We start from the raw sequence: 19,041 nt of genomic DNA on the forward strand, positions 1-19,041 counted from the left end.
GGTGCAACGATGCGTTCTCGCGTCCACGCGGGCGTGCCATCCTGCGTGGGAGCTGCGTGGTAGCGAGGCCGCATGACGTCCTTCGATGACAAAGAGCGCCGCACGCTCGTGAGTGACGAGGGTGAGGGACGCCGCACGCTCGTGCCCGAGGAGCCTCGGCGCACCGTCGTGACGGACGACCGGCGCACGGTCAACATCGGGACGGGGGACGCACCAGGGCCTGCCTCCGGCGCCCGACCCGATGGGGCAGCCCCCGAGGCCCCCACGCTCGGCCGGGGCACCCCCCTGGACCGGTACGTGGTGTTGGAGCCCCTGGGCGAGGGCGGCATGGGGATGGTGTACGCCGCCTACGACTCGGTGCTGGACCGGAAGGTGGCGCTGAAGCTGCTGCCGCCGGGAGGCCTGGACGGAGGCCCCGAGGTGTCGTCCGGGCGGGCCCGGCTGCTGCGCGAGGCGCAGGCCATGGCCCGGCTGTCCCACCCCAACGTGGTGGCCATCTACGACGTGCACCAGCACGACTCCCAGGTCTTCATGGCCATGGAGCTGGTGGACGGCCAGACGCTGCTGCAGTGGGAGCGGGAGAAGCCGCGCAGCTGGAGGGAGCTGCTCACCGCCTACCTGGCCGCGGGCCGGGGACTGGCGGCCGCGCACGCCGCGGGGCTCGTCCACCGCGACTTCAAGCCCACCAACGTCCTGGTGGGCAAGGACGGCCGCGTCCGGGTGACGGACTTCGGTCTGGCGCGCCCGCACAACGCCCCCGCGGAGCTCGGCGCCGAGCCGCCGGCCCCGGACACCGGCCCCATCAAGGGGCACAGCCTGCTGGAGCTGAACCTGACGCAGCGGGGCGCGGTGATGGGCACGCCGGCCTACATGGCGCCCGAGCAGTTCCGCGGCGCCACCGCGGACGCGCGCAGCGACCAGTTCTCCTTCGCCGTGTCGCTGTGGGAGGCCCTCTACGGCGTGCGCCCCTTCGAGGGCACCTCGTCCAGTGAGCGGCGGGAGAACGTGCTGGCCGGGCGCATCAACCCCCCGCCGCCCTACTCCAAGGTACCGCCCTGGGTGATGCGGGCCCTGCTGCGCGCCCTCAACACGGCGCCGGACGCCCGCTACCCCTCGCTGGACGCGCTGCTCGCCATCCTGGAGAGGGATCCGGCCCTGGTGCGCCGCCGAGGGCTGGCGATCGCGGCGCTCGGCCTGTTGGTGACGGGCTCGGCCGCGCTGGCCTGGACGACGTGGAACCAGCGCCAGGCGCAGCTGTGCACCGGAGGCGCGGCGAAGCTGGTGGGCATCTGGGACGCTCCGCGCAAGGCGTCCATCGAGAAGGCCTTCTTCGCCACCGGCCGGGACTATGCGCGCGACACCTGGGTGCGCGTGCGCGAGGCGCTCGACACGTACACCCACGACTGGCAGGAGATGCACCAGGACACGTGCGCGGCCACCCGCATCCGGGGCGAGCAGTCCGAGGCCGTCATGTCCCTGCGCATGGCGTGTCTGGAGGGCCGCCGGCAGGAGCTGGCCGCGCTCACCGAGGTCTTCTCCGACGCCGACGAGACGGTGGTGGAGAAGGCCATCTTCGCCACCAGCTCGCTGCGGCGGCTGTGGGGCTGCGCGGACGTGGAGGCGCTCATGTCCGAGGTGAAGCCGCCCGAGGACGCCACCACCCGCCGCTCGGTGGAGGCGGTGCGCGCGCAGCTCGCCCGCGTCAAGGCGCTCACCGAGGCCGGCAAGTTCAAGGAGGCGCTGGAGCTGGCCACGGACGTGGCGCAGCGGGCGCCCACGCTGGGCTACAAGCCCGTGCACGCCGAGGCGCTCTTCATGCAGGCCTGGGTGCAGATCATCTCCGGGGAGAACAAGGGCGTGCCGCCGCTGCTCACCGAGGCGCTGTGGCTGGCGCACGCCTCGCGGCACGACGCCGTCGCCGCCGCGTCCAGCGTGCGGCTGATGGGCTACTACAACCAGCGAGGCCCCGTGGAAGAGGCCACCCGCTGGCAGGAGTTCGCGCAGGCCTCGCTCGACCGGCTGGGAGAGAACGGGGAGCTGCGGGCCATCTACTACAACAACCGGGGCCTGGCCTTCTATCAGCAGGGCAACTTCGCCGAGGCGTACGAGTCCTTCGACAAGGCCTTCGCGCTGGCGGAGCAGACGCTCGGCCCGGCGCACTCGACGACGCTGCGCTACTCGACCAACTCGCTGGCGGCGCTGGGCAACCTGGACCGCATGGACGAGTCCCTGCGGGCCCTGGAGACGCTCGTCTCCGTGGGGGAGCGCAACCTGGGGCCGCTGCACCCGTTCCTCGTCCAGCCGATGATGAACCTGTCGAACACGTACGTGATGCAGGGGCGGCTGGTGGATGCGCGGCGCATCCTCGACCGGGTGCGGGAGATTCTGAAGCGGGCCTTCCGGCCCAACTCGGAGGAGTGGGCGCACTACCACCTGGCGGCGGGCGAGCTCGACAGCGAGCAGGGCCGGGACGCCGAGTCGCTCGAGCACTACGAGGAGGCCGCGCGCCTGTACCGGACGCTGACGGGCCCGGAGAGCACGGACGCGCTGCAATCGCTCGTGCGGGTGGCCGAGGCGCAGATGGCGCTGGAGCGGCTGGGGCAGTCGGAGAAGACCTTCCAGCAGGTGCTGGAGCTGACGAAGACGAAGACGAAAAAGGACCCGCAGCAGCAGGAGCACATCTACACGCAGGCCCTTGGCGGACTGGCGACGCTGCACACGGTGCGGGGCCAGCACGACAAGGCCCTGAAGCTGCGCCAGCAGGTGCTGGAGCTGCGCGAGAAGTTCCTGGGCGCGGAGCACTTCAACACGTCGCTCATCCGCATGGACATCGCCAACAGCCAGCTCGACCTGGGCCAGCCCGCGCGGGCGCTCGCCCTGTTCGAGCAGGTCCTGACGCTGTTCGAGAAGACGGCGGACATGGAGTCGCCGGTGGGCGCACTGCTGATGGCGGGCAAGGGCGAGGCGCTGCGCAAGCTGGGCAAGGTGTCGGAGGCCCTGCCGCTGCTGGAGAACGCGCTGCAGATCGCGGCGAAACACAAGGGCCGCCCCGAGTACCTGGCCACGGTGCAATCCGCGCTGGCGCGCACGCTGTGGGACGCGGGGCAGCAGCCGGAGCGGGTGCTGAAGCTCGCCACGGAGGCACGGGCGACCTATGCCCGGACGCCCATCCTCCGCGCGAACGAGCTGGCCCAGCTCGACGCGGTGCTGAAGCGGTACGAGCCGAAGACGGCCCCGCCCGGCCCCATGGCGCATCCCAGCCCGCCGTGAGCAGGGCCGCCGGGGGCTCAAATGGCGCCCCCGGTGCCCCCTCCCCCCCGGTGCCCCCCTACCCCACCGCGTCAACCACCCCTCGCCCTCCGGGAGAGGGACAGGGTGAGGGTGCCCGGACCCGTTCTTCAACCCGTGGCCCGCAGTGGGCGCAACGGGTTCAACCCGGGTTCACCCGATACCCTCACCCCGTCCCTCTCCCGAGGGGAGAGGGGAAATGGCCGCGAGGGGAGAGGGGAAATGGCCGCGCTCTACCTGATGGGGCTCAGACCTTGGCCACCTGGCGCAGGTCCGCGGTCGGAGCGAATCCCGGCGCGCGGCGGTGCTTGGAGGCCTGCTCGTAGGCGAAGGCGAGGCGCAGGAGCACGGGCTCGCTCCACGCACGCCCGATGAACGAGACGCCCACGGGCAGCCCGGCGACATAACCCGCGGGGACGGTGATGCTGGGGTAGCCGGCGACGGCGGCGGGCGAGGAGCTGCTGCCGAGCCAGTGGTCGCCGTTCACCAGGTCGATGAACCCGGCCGGAGCCTGGGTCGGAGCGACGAGCGCATCGAGCTTGTGCTTCGCCATGACGGCGTCGATGCCCTGCTCGCGAGACAGCTTGCGGCAGGCGGCGAGGGCCTTGAGGTACTTTTTGTCGGTGAGGGGCCCCTTCTCCTGGGCCTGGAGGAACAGCTCCTGGCCGAACCAGGGCAGCTCGGTGTCGCGGTGCTCCTCGTTGAAGCGGATGAGGTCCGCGAGCGTCTTCAGCCGCGTCCTGTCCCCGAGCCCGGCGAGGTAGGCCTCGAGGTCCGCCTTGAACTCGTAGAGCAGCACCTCCATCTCCGGCTCATCCAGCTTCGAGGCGTTGGGGATGTGGGCCTCGTCGACGATGGTGGCGCCCTGCGCCTTCATGAGCTCGAGCGCCTGCGTGATGAGCGCATCGGTGGCGGGGTGGTAGCCGAAGAAGCGCTCGCGCGGGACGCCGATGCGGGCCCCCTTCAACCCGTTCGGGTCGAGGAAGCGCGTGTAGTCCGCATGCGCGTGGCCCTTGCTCGAGGCCGTCACGGCATCGGCCGGATCAATCCCCGCGAGGACGCCCAGGAGCGCGGCGGCATCGGCCACCGTGCGCGTCATGGGGCCGGCGGTGTCCTGGCTGTGCGAGAGGGGAATGATGCCCGAGCGGCTCACCAGCCCGAGGGTGGGCTTGAGCCCGACGAGTGAGGACGCGGCCGAGGGAGAGACGATGGAGCCATCGGTCTCGGTGCCGACGGAGACGGCGCAGAAGTTGGCGGCGGTGGCTGCGCCGGAGCCCGAGCTGGAGCCCGAGGGCGTGCGATCGAGGGCGTAGGGATTGCGGCACTGTCCGCCGCGCCCGCTCCAGCCACTGGAGGAGTGCGTGGAGCGGAAGTTGGCCCACTCGCTGAGGTTCGTCTTGCCGAGGATGACGGCGCCCGCGGCGCGCAGCCGCTCCACCACGAAGGCATCGCGCGAGGGGACGGCGCCCACCAGCGCGAGCGAGCCGGCGGTGGTCTGCATCTTGTCCGCCGTGCCGATGTTGTCCTTGATGAGGACCGGAATGCCGTGCAGCGGGCCGCGAGGCCCCTTCGCCTTGCGCTCCTCATCGAGCGCCGTGGCGATGGCGAGGGCATCCGGGTTGAGCTCGATGACGGACTTGAGCGGAGTGTCCCCCTGGCGGTCCAGCTCCTGGATGCGCGCGAGGTAACGCTCGGCGAGGCCGTGAGCGGTGTGCCGTCCCGACTGCATGGCGGCCTGGAGTTCGGAGACGGTGGCCTCCTCGAGCTCGAAGGAGCCGGCGGCGGGAGCGGGAGCGCGCGCGGCGTTGCTCGGGGAGGGCTGTGCTTGGACATCCAGGGCGGCCAGCGTGCTGGCGGCGGCGGCGCCACCGAGGAACGTGCGGCGGCTCAGGCCCTGGGAGTTTCCGGGAGGAGTGGGCTTCTTCATGGAGGGCCCGGAGTACAACAGCGGACGCGGGCGGCCACAACCCCAGCCGCTTCACCCCGGGCCCCTGTGACTCCCACCGGGAGAGCGGCGCGCACCGCCCTCCCCGTCTCCGGCGAGGGGCACGCGGGTCAAGGCTTCATCAGGTCGTAGTACTCCGCGGACGCCTGGTCGTGGTTGCTCACGCCGCCCACCGCGAGCACCGTGCCGTTGCCGAGCAGGGTGGCGGTGTGCTGGTAGCGGTCCACGTTCATGGCCGCCGCCGCGATCCACCTGCCCGTGGCCGGGTCATACAGCTCGGACGAGGTCATGATGCCCGTCAGCGGGTGGTAGCCCCCCGCGATGAGCACCCGGCCATCCGGAAGCACGTTGGCGGTGTGGAACTGGCGCGGCGAGCCCATGCCGCCCGTAGCCGACCAGGAGTTGGTGGCCGGGTCATACACCTCCGCCGAGGCGCTCAGCGCCACGTCCTGGCCCGAGCCGCCCACGGCCAGCACCTTGCCATTGGGCAGCAGGGTCGCCGTGTGGGAAGCGCGGCCCGAGGCCAGGCCCGCCACGGCCGTCCACTTCCCGGTGGCCGGGTCGTAGAGCTCCGCGGAGGCGAGCGGGTTGCCCGAGGCATCACTGCCGCCCGTCACCAGCACCTTGCCGCCAGGCAGCAGGGTCATGGTGTGGAAGGCGCGAGCCGTGTTCAGGCCGCCGGTATAGGACCAGGTGTTGGTGGCGGGGTCATACAGCTCGGCCGAGGCCAGCGTGCCGCTGTCGTACTCACCCGTGCGGCCACCGGCCACCAGCACCTTGCCGCCCGCCAGCAGCACCGCGGTGTGGTGGTAGCGCTGGGTGTTGAGCTGGCCAGCGGGCGCCCACCTGCCCAGGGCCGGCGCGTACACCTCGGCGGTGGCGCTGGTGATGGGGCACACGCCGCCACCGGCGATCAGCACCCGGCCATCCTTCAGCTTCGTGGCGGTGTGACCGCGGTGCGAGCCGAGGGTATTGCCCGTGGCGGACCAGGTCCGCGTCTCCGGGTCGTAGACTTCCGAGGTGGTGTTGAATCCACCGGCCACCAGCACCCGGCCATCGTCCAGCAGCGTGGCGGTGTGCAACAGCCGCGGCAGGGCCATGCTGGCCGTCGGAATCCAGCCGCCGCCCCGGTCCTCGCAGGTACCGGAGGCGCCCGGAACGACCGTGACCGTCCGGGTCGCGCTGCCCACGTTGCCGGAGCCATCCTTCGCCGAGTACGTGAGGGCATAGGTGCCCGGCACGCGGGTGTTGACGGAGCCGGAGACCGTCACCGCGGCCGACAAGTCCCCGTAACACTGGTCGCTGGCCGCCGCGCCCGGCTCGACGTAGGGCTTGCCGCACTCGAGCGTCTGCGACGCGGCGCCCACCAGCGACACCGTGGGGGCCAGGGTGTCGCGCACCGTCATGGTGAAGGAGCAGTAGGTGACGTTGCCGCTGTAATCCATGGCGAAGTGCGTGAACGTCCCCGTCTGGCCCACCATGACGGCCGGACCCGTGGTGGGGCCGCCGAAGACCGCACTGCAGTTGTCGCCGAAGCTCGAGACGGGGGCATTGAGGACGGTGTGACGGTTGCCCGCGCACTCGGCCACGATGTTGTCCGGGCAGGTGATGGTGGGCGGCGTGGTGTCCGCGACGGTCACCGTGCCCGCGCAGCTCGACAGCAGGCCAGAAGGGTCGAGGCAGGTCAGCCCCACGAGATGCGAGCCCAGGCCCAGGGAACCGACGAGCCCCTGGGTGCACTGCAGCGGATCCCCATCCGGATCGTACGAGCCATTATTCACGGAGGGGACATCCGCGCGGCAGGTCGGGCCGGCCGACAGGGTCACGTCCTTGCACTTCGCCACCGGCGCACGGTTGACGGCAAGGGACCGGCAGGAAGCGCTGCACGCACCGGAGCCGTTGGCCGCGCCGGTGTCGCACTGCTCGCCCGGGTCCAGCGTTCCATCCCCGCACCAGTGCAGGCGGCACACGGACGAGCAGACCGTGCCCGGCACGCCGTTGCTGACGCCGGTGTCACACTCCTCCGGGTACTGCAGCACGCCGTCGCCGCAACGCAGGGGAGTGGCGCCGCGGGCCAGGATGTAGGGCACACCGTGCGAGCCGTCCGCGAAGTCCAGCGAGCCCGGCAGGCGCGGGCCGAACGAGGGATCCCTCGCGATGACGAGCGGCGAGAAGTTGGCAGACGGGAAGGAGTCGAAGGCCTCGTGCACGGAGCAGGCCCACCTGGACAGCAGGGTGTCCGTCAGGCCCGTCAGCGCCGGGTGCGAGGCCACCATGTGCGCGTCGTCGTAGCAACCCACGCCCGTCACGGTGAAGGTGCCGAACGGCTCGAGCACCGGGACCGGCGTCATGGGATCCGTGTCGTGGTAGTAGCAGCTCAGGTTGATATAGGCGCCCGTCTTGCCCTCCTGCGCGGCGGCGAACTCGACGGCGTTCTTCGTGACCTGATCCTTGTAGTGGTACACGGGATCCGTCCCCACGATGATGACGTTGCCGTCCACCACGGGGCCCCAGGTGCCGCGGCTCTTCGACGCCGCGGAGAGCAGGCTCAGGCTGCTGCTGCACGTGGCGTCACCGAGGATGATGGCGCGGTAGCCCGCGAAGTCCGCCGAGCTCTTCGAGGCCCAGGTGGCGTCGGAGACGACCTCCACCGTGTAACCCAGGTTCCGGGCGGCCACCGCCTCCACGCTGCTGGAGCCACCCGTCACCGTGTTGGCCAGGATGAGCACCTTGTTGGTGCTGCCCAGCCCCTGCGGACGCGTGCTCACCTCACTGTCCGCCTCCAGCGGCAGCTCGCCGCCGCACGCCGCGAGCCACAGCACGCTCAGGGCCATCAGCATCCGGGGGGTGAGGACGCTCCAGGTCTTCGGGGGGGTCTCGGACCGCATGGGTTACCTCGGGGGGTTCGGGCGCGTCGCTCTCTAGTCGAGATCGCTTCGCCCCCGTGACGGCGTGGCCAGCGTGCCGCTTGCTGCCCGGCACTCCCGTCAGGTCCAGGACAGCCGGAGCAGGCGGGCGCCTCGGTTCTACACCAGCGCGCCAGAGGGAGACTCCAGGGGCCCGGCCCGGATTCAGAGGCAGAAAGGAAATCCCGGCGAGACCTGGGGGCAGGCGAGGCCGGGAGCTGCTCCTGGAACCCCTGGACAGCGGGCAGGCAGCACCGGTCCCTCATCTTGTTCCCCCCCGGACACATGCTCAGCTTTCCGGGGCGATGAAGACCTCACAGATGATTCCGGCCTGGGTGCTGTATCTGCTCACTCCCATGATGGCGCTCGCGGCGACGGGTGCTCCCGCGGACAGCCAGAAGGTGGATCAGTACGTCACCCACAGCTCGGCCCTCTGGTACTGGGTGGCGATGCTCGTGGTGGCGGCGGCGGCCTTCGCGGTCGTGTCCTTCCGCTTGTCCAAGCGCAGGCAGCCGCCCCATCGTCCGAGCATGCCCTGACGCGGCCTAGCGCGCGTCCGCGGCCGTCTTGGCCTCGCCCTGCTTGCCCGCGGGGAGATCCGGAATGAGGAGGATCTCGATGCGCCGGTTGCGGGCGCGGCCCTTGGGCGTGGCGTTGCTGGCCACGGGCTTGGTGTCCCCATGGCCCGCGGCCACCAGCTTGCCCGGGGGCACACTGGCCTTCTCCCCGAGGAAGCGCACCACGTTCACCGCGCGCGCCACCGACAGCTCCCAGTTCGTCGGGTAGGTGGCCGCCAGCCGCTGCGAGGGCGGCGCATCATCCGTGTGGCCCGACACGAGGATGGAACGGTTCTCCACCTTGGAGAGCACCGTGCCCAGCCGCGCCAGCACCTCGCTGCCGCGCGGCGACAGGCTCGCCTCGCCGGAGTCGAAGAGGATCTTGTCCACCAGGTCCACCTGGATGCGGCCCTCGGCCTGCGACAGGCGGATCTCCCCATCGGAGATCTCCGCCTTCAGCTTCTGCTCGATGTCCTCGTAGGTGGCCTTGAGGCGCGCCAGCTCGGCGTCCTTCTCCTGCACCGCCTGCTGCAGCTGCTCGCGCTCGGTGGACAGCCGCGTCTTCTCGTCCTCGAGCGCCGTGAGCTTCTGGTCCTTCGCCGCGAGCTGCTGCGACAGCTGCTCCTCCAGGGCCTTGCGCGCCTGCTCCGTGCTCACCGTCAGTGCCCGGGCGTCCGCGGCCGCCTTCTCCGCCGCCTCCGCGCGCTCCTTCTGCATCGAATACGCGCCAAAACCCAAGTAGCCCGCGACGCCGGCCAGCAACACCACCGCCGCCGTCACCAGCCACGGAACCCAGGGCTTCGAACCACCGCTGCCGCCCTTGGGGCCCACGCCCTTCGCATACACCGTCTTGTCGGAATCTCCTGGCATGGCGCGCAAGCTAGAAGCCCCGCCCGGTGCGCCTCAAGGCGTTGCAGGTACGCGCAGGTGTCTGGAGGTGCAACGTTCCACTGGCGGCGGAGCGTTCGCCGCTCCACGCCGCCCGGTTACAGCCAGGGTCGCGAAGTTTCAGGCCAGGGGTCCGCTCGCCGAGCGCAGCGCCTCGATGAGCTCGCCCGCGGAGATGGGGTGGCCCTGCCCCTCGGGCGTGAAGAAGATGCCCACCGGCATCCCCTCCTCCTCGAGCTGCGGCAGCACGTTCTCCAGCAGCTCCTGCAGCTTGATGGCGCGAGGCTGGAAACCGGACCACAGGCGCGTGGCGCACATGGCGGCGAACTCGGGCGCGGGCCAGAGCGGCAACACGTCCCGCCCGGAGTCGTCGAGCGCGAGCGCCCACCCCTCGCCATCCAGCCCCCAGACCTCGCCGGACTCGGCCACGCGCTGGAGGAAGTACGCGTAGCGGCGGGCGGCGGGCAACCGCAGCACGGCCTGCATGCGATCCTGGCTCTGCTCACTTTCCATGGGTCCTCCCAAGGCTCGAAGGATGGATGGCCGGTCCGACATGGGACGCGCCACCGGTGACCTGGCCCACGAGCGTGGCCACCTCCTCGGCGCATCCCCAGGAGAGTGTCACGCCCGCCCCGCCATGTCCGTAGTTGTGGAGGACGTGACGTCCTCCCACCTGCTCCAGCTCGAGGCGCACGGCGGGCCGTCCGGGCCGCAGCCCCACGAGGTGCTGCAGCACGTGGAAACGGGTGCCCTCGGGCAGCAGCCGCGCCGCGCGCGCGAGGATGGCCTCGGCCTGCGCCGGGTCCGGCTCCAGCGAGTCGCTCCCCTCCACGGCCGTGCCGCCGAGGATGCAGTCGTCGATGCGGGGAATGAGGTACGTCATGCCGCGCGCCTCGTCCTGCTCGTCGAGGAGGAAGCGCTCCAGCGGGAGCGGCGCCACGCGGAGCACCTCGCCGCGGATGGGGAAGAGCGTCTCGTCCCCCAGCAGGGCGCGCGACCCCAGGCCAGTGCAGTTGACCACCAGCGGAGCCACCGCCCAGGCCTCGTCGAGCGAGCGCACCTCGCGCTGGACGACGGAGCCACCGAGCCGGCGGAAGCGCGCCAGCAGGTACGGGAGGTAGCGCCGCATGTCGATGACGGGGGCCTCGAAGACGAAGCCATCGACGAAGCCCGGGAGCAGCTCGGCCGGCGTGGTTCGGCGGAAACCGGGCACGCTCGGGGACCACCACGGATCCGGCGCGGGCCGCAGCAGAAGCTCCGTGCCGAGGACGCGCCGCACGCCGGTCTCGGGCCGCGCGGCGAGCGCGCACAGCTCCTCGAGGGTGCGCGCGGCCCAGGCGGTGACGCGCTCCTGGGGGAAGGCGCGGTACGGGTACCAGACGGCCGCCGCGACATCGGACGTGGTGTGCGGGGGCAGCTCGCGCGCCCAGATCTCCACCGGGTGACCGGCTTCGAGCAGCCGGACACCGCAGGACAAGCCAGAGACTCCACAGCCAAGGATGACGACGCGCATGGGAGACAGGGGGCGAGTCCCAGTTCTATCGCGGAAGGGGCCCGGGAAGTGAATGCCCCCCCCGCTGAATCCCGGAACCGGGGCGGGGCGGCTATCCTCCGGACGCGATGCCGCCCCCACTCATCAGCCTGCTGACGGACTTCGGCTTGACGGACACCTACGTGGGACAGATGAAGGCGGCGCTCCTGCGAGTCGCCCCGGGAGCGGTGCTCGTGGACCTCACGCACGAGGTGCCCGCACAGGACGTGCGGGGTGGGGCCTTCCTGCTGTGGAGCGCGGTGGAGGCCTTCCCCGAGGGCTCGCTGCACCTGGCGGTGGTGGACCCGGGCGTGGGCTCGACGCGACGCGCCGTGGCGGCGAGGACGCGGCGGGGAGACGTGCTGGTGGGGCCGGACAACGGACTGCTGGTGCCGGCGCTCGAGCAGCTCGGGGGACTGGACGCGGCGGTCGAGCTGAGCGCGCCGGAATACTGGGGCCCGAGGCAGTCGAGGACGTTCCACGGGCGGGACGTATTCGCTCCGGTGGTGGGACACCTGGCGGCGGGCGTGCCCTTGGAGAGGCTCGGCCGGGCGGTGCGGCAACTGGAGAGACCGTTCTCATTCCCACCGCCGGGAGAGGAGAACGGATGCCCGGTGGGCGAGGTGCTGCACGTGGACACCTACGGCAACCTCATCACCAACCTCCCGGGAGCGGTGCTGCCGGCGCGCTTCCGGGTGCACCTCGGGAGCACGGTCATCGAGGACGCGCCGCACGCGCACTACCAGGCGGTGGCGTCTGGAGAACCCCTGTCCCTGGTGGGAAGCGCGGGACTGCTGGAGGTGTCCGTGCGGGACGGGAGCGCAGAAAAGGTGCTGGGAGCAGGCCGGGGAGCGCGGGTGCGCATCGAGCCCCGCTGAGTCAAGGCCCCCTCTCCCTCTGGGAGAGGGCTGGGGTGAGGGTCTCCTCTTCCCACCGTTCCTCCCCGTGCCCACCTTCCCCGAGGGGAATACGAGCGATGAGCACGGAGCGTCCGAAACGAAAAGCCCCGGGTTGGGGGAAGGCGCGCATCTACACGGTGGGCCACTCCACGCGTTCGGCGGAGGAGCTGGTGGAGCTGCTCCAGGCGCACGGCATCCAGACGCTGGTGGACATCCGCACGGTGCCACGCTCGCGCACGAATCCCCAGTTCAACCAGGACACCCTGCCCCGGACGCTCGCGAAGGCGGACATCCGGTACGTGCACCTGGCGAGGCTCGGAGGGCTGCGGCGCGCGCGCAAGGACTCGCCCAACGGCGCGTGGCGCAACGCCAGCTTCCGCGGCTACGCGGACTACATGCAGACGGACGAGTTCACGCGGGGACTCGAGGAGCTGCGGGCGCTCACGCCGGACGGGCCGCTGGCACTCATGTGCGCCGAGGCGGTGCGCTGGCGCTGCCACCGCACGCTCGTGGCGGACGCGCTGTTCGCCCGGGGCGTGGAGGTGCGGCACATCAGCAGCCGCACTCGCGCCGAGCCCCACAAGCTCACGCCCTTCGCGGAGCTGCACGGCAGACAGGTGCTCTATCCAGGAAACCAGGAGGAGAGTCGGCCATCCTCCCCCAGCCTTTCGCAGACGTAACGGAGTTGGTGCGCCATGCCGGAGGAGCGGCCGTGCAGCCCCCTTTCCGCTCCAACCCCATGCTACGGCGGGCTCGATGTCATCGCGCAGGAGGGGTCGGGCAAGTCATGGGCTGGGCGGTCACATATCGGGTGCGGTTGGGCCGAAAGCTCACGGCCGAAGAGGAGTCCATCCTCGGAGCGTGGATGCAGGAGCATGAGGCGCTCACCCCGACCGGGCCGAATGCGGTGAGCCTTCCCGACAAGCATGGAATCCGCCGCAAGCCACTCGGCCAGGACAACGCCTTCCTCGACGAGTGGCGCCAATTGCTGCCAGCCGACGCCATCGCCCGGGCGGAAGGGTTTGCCAATGCCAAGCGTGCGCGGCTCGCTACGCCACGAAGAGGGGACGCCGACGCGGACTACAGCGGCTTCATCCAGACCCGCTCCACCGCGAAGTTCTGCAAGGTGGTGCGTGCGTTCCAGAAGCTGGAGAAGCTCCTGCCGTTCGCCGACATCCGGCTCTCGGACGACTACTACCTCAAGGACGCACGCCCGAGTGAAGCGGGTGACCCGTGGAAGCTGGTCAAGCCTTGATTGACTCCCTCCGGAGTCAGTCGCGTCCTTCGACGAATTCCACGAAGCTCGCGGGCGGGATCTTACTTCCGACGAGGAGGGTGAACACCTTGTGCCTCCCCCCTTAGGATCTGTTTCGATAGGGCCCATCCCTGGCAGGCCCCTCCTCGGACCGGGAAGTTACTGAACTTCCTACCGAAACAGGCTAGTTAGACCCTAGCAAGACTGCTTCGACAGCAACCGCGCCGTCGGGCTCGTCGGCCGACCAGTCGGTTTTGTTAGGCCCTCTTATTCTTTTCGGGACCTCGGCCCGGCTTCACGTCCTCTCGTCGCACGTAGACATGAGAAAAGACGTCAATGACATTACCGTGGCTCCGATTTTCAGCCGAAAGGTATCGGACCAAGGGCGGATCGGACTTAATAGACGGCGGAAGTCCACCTTCGTCAATACTGCGCATCAACAAGGACGTAAGAGAACGACAGTGCTGCTCACTGGGGAGCAAGACATCTCCATGCGCATTGAGCCAAGTCGTCAACTCTGCAGCAGACCGTGCCTGCAACACCAACATTTCCCCAGGCGGCAGCTGGGCGCGAAGCAACTTAAATCTTCTCTTTTGCCGCCTCACCTCAACCGCATAAGCATAGGCAATCCAACACAAAAAACAAAGAGTCACGCCAACAATCAAGGAAAAAACAAAAATAGAAATCTTCGTACCCACCACCCCAACCAACGGCTTTACCAAAAGCGACACCACGAGACCCATCCCATAAACCACAAAGTAATCGCCCTGCCAAAACCTCGTTGCCGGCCTAAAATTATCAATCCCTGCATCAGGTATCGCACGATACCAATACCCCACCAAGGCAAGCAACAAGGGCACTTCAACAACCATCAACCATAACGACCAAACAGAATCAGCCGCAACGATTCTTTGAGCGACCAACACACTCAAAAAACCCACCCAGTATGCAGCCACATCAACAACCCTATCCGGCGGATTCTGATTTATATATTCTTTTTCGATTCTGAATTTTGCCAATCGAATCATTGGCTTCGACAGGGCTCTAATCTGCCCACACCGTCGCAATAAAAACCTAGCATTAACATCAGTAGGGAGGCGAGCACATAGCGCTTCAATTATCAATTTCTCAGAGGGAGCAGTCGAAGCAATAATCTGATTGCTTATACGTATGCGCAACCATTGCATGAGAGAGGTGGGGATTTCGCGTAAAAACACCACGCTCCCGAAGGCTGCCTCAGAGAGAGCACCAATGCCCTTCTGAACGGAAAATGTAATATAATTTGAGAGTCGCAGTCCTGGCAGTAGACCACCGTATCGGAGAACCAACACGCGATCAACCAAATCACCACCTTCCCATCGGGCAGAGAGCAATTTATCAATTACATCCGTCAGACCCGCGGGAATGTCATCGAGTCGCCTTCCCAACCCTTCTTGGAGAAGAGCAAGTAGGTGGGTTGCAACATTATTCCAATCGTAATAGCCAAGTTCGCGCCCAAAACCGTCCATATTTGAAATGCGCTTTTGGGTTGGGGCGAAATCAGAAATAAGGCGAGTGGCCTCTTCTATGAGCGGCTTGATCGCATCAGTTGTTCCAGTTTGAAGAAGAGCGACGGTATATTCGCGCCAGCGCAGATCTAGCAGAAGGTCATGTGCTGATACATGTGCAGGGTGGAGAGCCAAGTATCTTACGAATAGACTTTCTTGGTAACGCCGGTGAGAAAAAGTAAATCGCCGATCACCGCTCTTGGCTTCTTGCACATCGCTACGTCCGATCTTCACATCTACGAGCGCTGCTAGCAAAAGATCTAGCTTTTTGCGAATAGGAGACCCTTTTGGAAGCGCAGCCAAAATCTGATCATGGGTCGGAGCCAAGCTGAGCTGCGGATCCATAGCGAAAAGCACAGCCAACTCCATAGCACCATCAAGCAACTGAACAGGCGTAAGCTTATACTTTTTAGAGATGTACTCTGGGTCTCGCTCTGCCAAGCGGACAAGATGCTTTTCAAGCAGATCGTGATCGTTTGTAGGCGCCCGGTTCTCTTGCTTTACGTAGCGACAGAGCAGCGTTAAGAAAAGGGGGTTTTGGCGCAAATTGCTAGTACTTGCGGCAAGATGCTGTCGAACGATCTCCTTCTGCGGAGGAGGTAAAAAGGAATTATCAACGAGTTCACCCTGTCGCTCGTTACTCAATGGCAGAATTCGAAACTTCTGCCAGGGAAGCGTATCAGGTCCCTTGAATTCACGGGACGCCAGAATCCCACGGCAATCGCTCATGCCAGCCAGGAACTGCCGGATGGCTTCCGCATAATCCTTAATAATGCTACTTCCGGAGGGGGCGTGCATAACCGCCGGAATTTCATCAAAAGAATCGAAGAGAAAAAACCATGTGCCTTCGCGGATATGCTCATCCCAATGATCTTTGATGTAGTCTGCAGTATCGGCATCACCGCGCCGCACGTTATCGATTGTGAATGTGCGAATCCAATCGGCGCAAGGACCTGAATCTGGAGGTGGAGGCAGTTCCTTGAGGTTGACATAGAGAGGGATTTTAGCCTTCAAGTCAGTAGATCGCGTTCCTCGCTCTGCGAGTTGATGCGCTAAATGCCTCAGAGCAACACTTTTTCCACTCCCAGGTTCGCCAACGAGCAGAAGAGCTTGCTCTGTGCTTGTTTCGATTGCCTTTATTAACGAACGGACACGCCGTAGCCCCCACGAACGCCGACGAAGAAGGGAATCGAAACGAGAGGCATAATACCAGCCATGCGCCTCGACCTCTGCTTCAAGGTCCGTGTAGAATTGATCGTTCCAATTCTCTGTCTTGTTGAGCGCGTCGAGGTCGCTGCGCAGCACTCTACAAAATTGACTTCGTCGCCGGACTGCTTCGCGCTGCTCTGCAGTCATTGGAACCGGCAGGCCGGCCTTCTTCCAGCTTTCCTGGATAGCGATGTACCATTCCAAGGAGCGTTTCAAGAGCCACAGGATAAAGGCTACGACAGTGATCCATATGGCAAGTCTAGCAAACCACCCTTGCCAACTGTCCCAATCTTGGACCTCCGTGAGCCATTTCCATGCTCGTACCACGTAATCAAGGAGACTCTGGGTCTCTCCGATCGTTTTTACTATTTCTCCCATGAATCTCCCCTACGGTCCACGAACGATACCACGACAGCGTTCTGCCTGAACAAGGGATGCGACTGAGGATCCGCCAAGCCTTAAGCAAAACCCGAGAATAAGCGCCCCGATGGGAAGTACGGCCCATCATCACTAGGGTGATGACGGCCCCCGAAGGGGGTCAACGAAAGCAGCCCCCGAGAACTGCCCGGCTTCGGCGAGCGAATCGAACGCACTGCGGAGCACATCGCGCAGCGGCGTCCGGCCCTTCTTTCGCAGCCAGTGGTGCAGCGCCGCGTCCAGCAGCCCCGCGATGGCTCCGGCCAGCACCTCGGCCTCCAGCTCGCTCTGGCATGCGCGCTTCTCCAGGAACACTGCCGTCAGCGCCCGTGCGAGCCCCGCCCTGTCCGCCGCCGTCGCCGCCTCCAGCGCCGGGTTCGCCTCGATGAGCCGCGCCCGCCGCAGGATGCGCTCCCGGTCCTCGCCGTACACCTCGTCCAGTGAAGCCACCAGGGCCTCGCGGGTGGCCTCCATCGGCCCCTGAGCGCCCAATCGCTCGGAGATGGCCGACAGGAGCATGGGGTCGTACTCGTCCCACAGCACCAGCCGCTCCTTCGTCCCGAAGTTCCGGTACACCGTCGCCGGACCCACCTCCGCCTTGACGGCGATCTCCTCCACTGTCACGCGCTCGTAGCCGCGCTCCTCGAACAGGTCGAGCGCCACCTCCTGCACCCGCCGCATCGCCTCCAACCGCCTCCTCGCCCGCCCGTCCATCTCCCGTCCTCCTTGCGAATCGAGAGTCACTTTCATATGAGAGTAACTCTCACTTGTTGGACGTGACAATCCGGGGCCTCGGTCCTGGCGCCCGCGAGAGGACGGTCCGTCATGCACGAGGATGAGCTGGTGGCGTTGCTTCGGGAGCAGCTGCTCGGCACGGAGCGGCCCGTGGTCCGCTCGGGCGTCGAGCGGCTGTGGAAGACGGGGCGCGGTGCCGCGGGGCTGGCGCTCTCCGTCGTCGGTGGCAGGCTGCGCGGCAAGGGCGAGGGACTCGGCGCCGCCGATGTGCGCGCCGTCTCCCAGCTCGTGTCCCGGCTCGGGGAGCTCAAGGGCCTCGCCATGAAGGCCGGACAGGTGCTCGGCTACATCGACCCGACGCTGCCTCCGGAGATTCGCGGGCTGCTCTCCGTCCTGCAGACGGCCTCCCCCGCCAGCCCCTTCCCCCAGGTGGAGGCGACGATCCGCGCCGCCTTCGGGTCTCGCGCGGACATGCTCCTCGCCGGGCTCGAGCGGCAGCCCGTCTCCGTGGCCAGCATCGGGCAGGTCCACCGCGCCCGCCTTCCCGACGGCACCGAGGCCGCCGTGAAGGTCCGTCACCCCGGCATCGACGAGGCGCTCCAGGGTGACTTCCGGGCCGCTGGCACCGGCTCGTCTTTCGCGAGCGTGCTGCTGCCGGGCGCCGCCTCCAGCATCAAGGGCTTCATCGACGAGGCCCGCACCGTGCTGCTCGAGGAGTGTGACTTCTCCCTCGAGCGCGAGCGGCAGGCCACCTTCGCGCGGCTGTTCGCCCAGGACGAGGTTATCCTCGTCCCCGCCGTCGAGCCCGAGTGGTGCGCCTCCTCCGTGCTCACCACCCGCTGGATGCCCGGGCAGTCCTTCGACGCGTTCCTGGCGGCGAATCCCTCCCAGGAGGTGCGGGACCGGATGGGCATCGCCCTGTTCTCGTTCTACATCGGCACGCTCTACCGGCACGGCCTGTTCCACGGAGATCCGCACCCCGGCAACTACGCCTTCCGCGAGGATGGCCGCGTGGTCGTCTATGACTTCGGCTGCGTGCGCTCCTTCGACTCCGCCACGGTGCTCGCCTTCGCGGCGCTCGTCGACGCGGTCCGGGCGGATGAGGCACACGGCATGCGCGAGGCCCTGGTGGCGCTCGGCGCCCGGCCGCCCGGGGACGCCGAGAGCCTGGCCATGCTCCGCACCCTCCTGCGCGGCTTCTTCGCGCCCCTCCTCGAGCAAGGCCCCCGCCCCGTTCATCCCGGCTCGGGCTTCGAGGCGCAGCAGCTCCTCCGCGACAAGCGCTTCCTCGCGAAGCTCTCGCTCCCCGGGCGCTTCCTCTTCCTGTTCCGCCTGCGCTTCGGGCTCTACGCCGTGCTCGCCCGGCTCGGGGCCGTCGCCGATTGGGGCGCCATCGAGAGTCAGTGGGCCGAGGAGGCCCGGCGCCCCACTTCGTCGAGGACTTCCGGCGCCAGCAGCGCTTCGCACGCTGGGAACACCTCGCTCTCCTCGAAGCGGACATGAGCGTGCAGGCGCTCGCCCAAGGCGTAGGCGGCCTGGGGGCTCCCGCGGGCCGCCTCCTCGGCACTCGCGCGCAGGAAGGCGTGGTCCTCCAGGGTCCGCTGCACGAGGTCCATGGCTCCCGCCGCTCCGAGGGCGGGCAGCAGAAGTTCCTCCTCCACGCGGAAGTGCGGCTCGAGCTCGACGCGCATGCGCTCCAAGAGCGCGGCGCCGTCACGCGGCGTCCACTCCCCACGCCTGTCGAGGAGCGAGCGCGCCAGCAGGAGCGCATGGTGGTGCTCGGAGGAGAGGCCGCGGAGCCGCATGTCTCGCTTCATGACGCGTCATCCTCCACCCGTACCGTGCACTGAATCCCCACCGGGAC

General features: G+C 67.7%; 14 protein-coding genes. 6 read left to right on the forward strand and 8 right to left on the reverse strand.

Annotation, left to right across the window (positions count from 1 at the left end):
* The first annotated feature begins 72 nt into the window (after positions 1–72).
* A complete protein-coding gene (locus tag NR798_RS37665) occupies positions 73–3,270 on the forward strand; it encodes a tetratricopeptide repeat protein (RefSeq protein WP_375767390.1) in 3,198 nt (1,065 codons plus the stop codon).
* Positions 3,271–3,535: 265 nt separating this feature from the next.
* On the opposite strand, the gene NR798_RS37670 is transcribed toward NR798_RS37665, so the two are convergent.
* Both NR798_RS37670 and NR798_RS37675 read right to left on the reverse strand, forming a co-directional pair.
* Positions 3,536–5,215: an amidase gene (locus NR798_RS37670; RefSeq protein WP_375767391.1), complete on the reverse strand. Its 1,680-nt coding sequence runs from the start codon at positions 5,213–5,215 to the stop codon at positions 3,536–3,538.
* A gap of 128 nt (positions 5,216–5,343) precedes the next feature.
* The gene (locus tag NR798_RS37675; RefSeq protein WP_375767392.1) at positions 5,344–8,121 is read right to left on the reverse strand and encodes a kelch repeat-containing protein; all 2,778 of its coding nucleotides are present in this window, start codon (positions 8,119–8,121) and stop codon (positions 5,344–5,346) included.
* A gap of 323 nt (positions 8,122–8,444) precedes the next feature.
* On the opposite strand from NR798_RS37675, the gene NR798_RS37680 reads away from it, so the two are divergent.
* Positions 8,445–8,678, forward strand: a complete 234-nt coding sequence (locus tag NR798_RS37680) for a hypothetical protein (protein ID WP_375767393.1) — start codon at positions 8,445–8,447, stop codon at positions 8,676–8,678.
* Between the two features lie 6 nt (positions 8,679–8,684).
* Here NR798_RS37680 and NR798_RS37685 read toward each other — a convergent pair whose 3' ends face one another.
* The 3 genes from NR798_RS37685 to NR798_RS37695 form a co-directional block, all read right to left on the reverse strand.
* Entirely contained in the window at positions 8,685–9,566 is an 882-nt protein-coding gene (locus NR798_RS37685; RefSeq protein WP_375767394.1) for an OmpA family protein, read from the reverse strand.
* 138 nt (positions 9,567–9,704) lie between these two features.
* On the reverse strand, positions 9,705–10,097 hold the full coding sequence (locus NR798_RS37690; RefSeq protein ID WP_375767395.1) for a DUF2750 domain-containing protein: 393 nt from the start codon (positions 10,095–10,097) through the stop codon (positions 9,705–9,707).
* Positions 10,087–11,097: an FAD-dependent oxidoreductase gene (locus NR798_RS37695; protein ID WP_375767396.1), complete on the reverse strand. Its 1,011-nt coding sequence runs from the start codon at positions 11,095–11,097 to the stop codon at positions 10,087–10,089. Before NR798_RS37695 ends, NR798_RS37690 begins: the two co-directional genes overlap by 11 nt.
* A 107-nt stretch (positions 11,098–11,204) precedes the next feature.
* Between NR798_RS37695 and NR798_RS37700 the strand changes: the two genes are divergently transcribed.
* The 3 genes from NR798_RS37700 to NR798_RS37710 all read left to right on the forward strand — a co-directional run bounded on the left by NR798_RS37700 (position 11,205) and on the right by NR798_RS37710 (position 13,269).
* The gene (locus tag NR798_RS37700) at positions 11,205–11,993 is read left to right on the forward strand and encodes an S-adenosyl-l-methionine hydroxide adenosyltransferase family protein (protein WP_375767397.1); all 789 of its coding nucleotides are present in this window, start codon (positions 11,205–11,207) and stop codon (positions 11,991–11,993) included.
* Positions 11,994–12,091: 98 nt separating this feature from the next.
* Complete coding sequence (locus NR798_RS37705; RefSeq protein WP_375767398.1) at positions 12,092–12,694, forward strand: DUF488 family protein; 603 nt, start codon at positions 12,092–12,094, stop codon at positions 12,692–12,694.
* 107 nt (positions 12,695–12,801) lie between these two features.
* Positions 12,802–13,269 carry a hypothetical protein gene (locus NR798_RS37710; protein ID WP_375767399.1) on the forward strand — a complete coding sequence of 156 codons (468 nt, stop codon included), beginning with the start codon at positions 12,802–12,804 and terminating at the stop codon, positions 13,267–13,269.
* A 257-nt stretch (positions 13,270–13,526) separates the two neighbouring features.
* Here the strand turns inward: NR798_RS37710 and NR798_RS37715 are convergent, their stop codons facing one another.
* Positions 13,527–16,229, reverse strand: a complete 2,703-nt coding sequence (locus NR798_RS37715; protein WP_375767400.1) for an NACHT domain-containing protein — start codon at positions 16,227–16,229, stop codon at positions 13,527–13,529.
* A 306-nt stretch (positions 16,230–16,535) separates the two neighbouring features.
* Positions 16,536–17,156, reverse strand: coding sequence for a TetR/AcrR family transcriptional regulator (locus NR798_RS37720; RefSeq protein ID WP_375767401.1), 621 nt, complete (start codon positions 17,154–17,156; stop codon positions 16,536–16,538).
* Between the two features lie 111 nt (positions 17,157–17,267).
* Here NR798_RS37720 and NR798_RS37725 point away from each other — a divergent pair, with 111 nt between their 5' ends.
* Positions 17,268–18,680 carry an ABC1 kinase family protein gene (locus tag NR798_RS37725; RefSeq protein ID WP_375767402.1) on the forward strand — a complete coding sequence of 471 codons (1,413 nt, stop codon included), beginning with the start codon at positions 17,268–17,270 and terminating at the stop codon, positions 18,678–18,680.
* On the opposite strand, the gene NR798_RS37730 is transcribed toward NR798_RS37725, so the two are convergent.
* The gene (locus tag NR798_RS37730) at positions 18,578–18,994 is read right to left on the reverse strand and encodes a hemerythrin domain-containing protein (RefSeq protein WP_375767403.1); all 417 of its coding nucleotides are present in this window, start codon (positions 18,992–18,994) and stop codon (positions 18,578–18,580) included. The genes NR798_RS37725 and NR798_RS37730 overlap by 103 nt on opposite strands.
* Positions 18,995–19,041: the final 47 nt, after the last annotated feature.

The organism is Archangium gephyra (assembly GCF_042230915.1).
GTDB classification, from domain to species: domain Bacteria; phylum Myxococcota; class Myxococcia; order Myxococcales; family Myxococcaceae; genus Archangium; species Archangium gephyra_B.

Bases quoted from the DNA above. Each gene is read 5' to 3' on its own strand.
- NR798_RS37665 (WP_375767390.1), top strand. From the start codon at position 73: ATGACGTCCTTCGATGACAAAGAGCGCCGCACGCTCGTGAGTGACGAG.
- NR798_RS37670 (WP_375767391.1), bottom strand. From the start codon at position 5,215: ATGAAGAAGCCCACTCCTCCCGGAAACTCCCAGGGCCTGAGCCGCCGC.
- NR798_RS37675 (WP_375767392.1), bottom strand. From the start codon at position 8,121: ATGCGGTCCGAGACCCCCCCGAAGACCTGGAGCGTCCTCACCCCCCGG.
- NR798_RS37680 (WP_375767393.1), top strand. From the start codon at position 8,445: ATGAAGACCTCACAGATGATTCCGGCCTGGGTGCTGTATCTGCTCACT.
- NR798_RS37685 (WP_375767394.1), bottom strand. From the start codon at position 9,566: ATGCCAGGAGATTCCGACAAGACGGTGTATGCGAAGGGCGTGGGCCCC.
- NR798_RS37690 (WP_375767395.1), bottom strand. From the start codon at position 10,097: ATGGAAAGTGAGCAGAGCCAGGATCGCATGCAGGCCGTGCTGCGGTTG.
- NR798_RS37695 (WP_375767396.1), bottom strand. From the start codon at position 11,097: ATGCGCGTCGTCATCCTTGGCTGTGGAGTCTCTGGCTTGTCCTGCGGT.
- NR798_RS37700 (WP_375767397.1), top strand. From the start codon at position 11,205: ATGCCGCCCCCACTCATCAGCCTGCTGACGGACTTCGGCTTGACGGAC.
- NR798_RS37705 (WP_375767398.1), top strand. From the start codon at position 12,092: ATGAGCACGGAGCGTCCGAAACGAAAAGCCCCGGGTTGGGGGAAGGCG.
- NR798_RS37710 (WP_375767399.1), top strand. From the start codon at position 12,802: ATGGGCTGGGCGGTCACATATCGGGTGCGGTTGGGCCGAAAGCTCACG.
- NR798_RS37720 (WP_375767401.1), bottom strand. From the start codon at position 17,156: ATGGACGGGCGGGCGAGGAGGCGGTTGGAGGCGATGCGGCGGGTGCAG.
- NR798_RS37725 (WP_375767402.1), top strand. From the start codon at position 17,268: ATGCACGAGGATGAGCTGGTGGCGTTGCTTCGGGAGCAGCTGCTCGGC.
- NR798_RS37730 (WP_375767403.1), bottom strand. From the start codon at position 18,994: ATGAAGCGAGACATGCGGCTCCGCGGCCTCTCCTCCGAGCACCACCAT.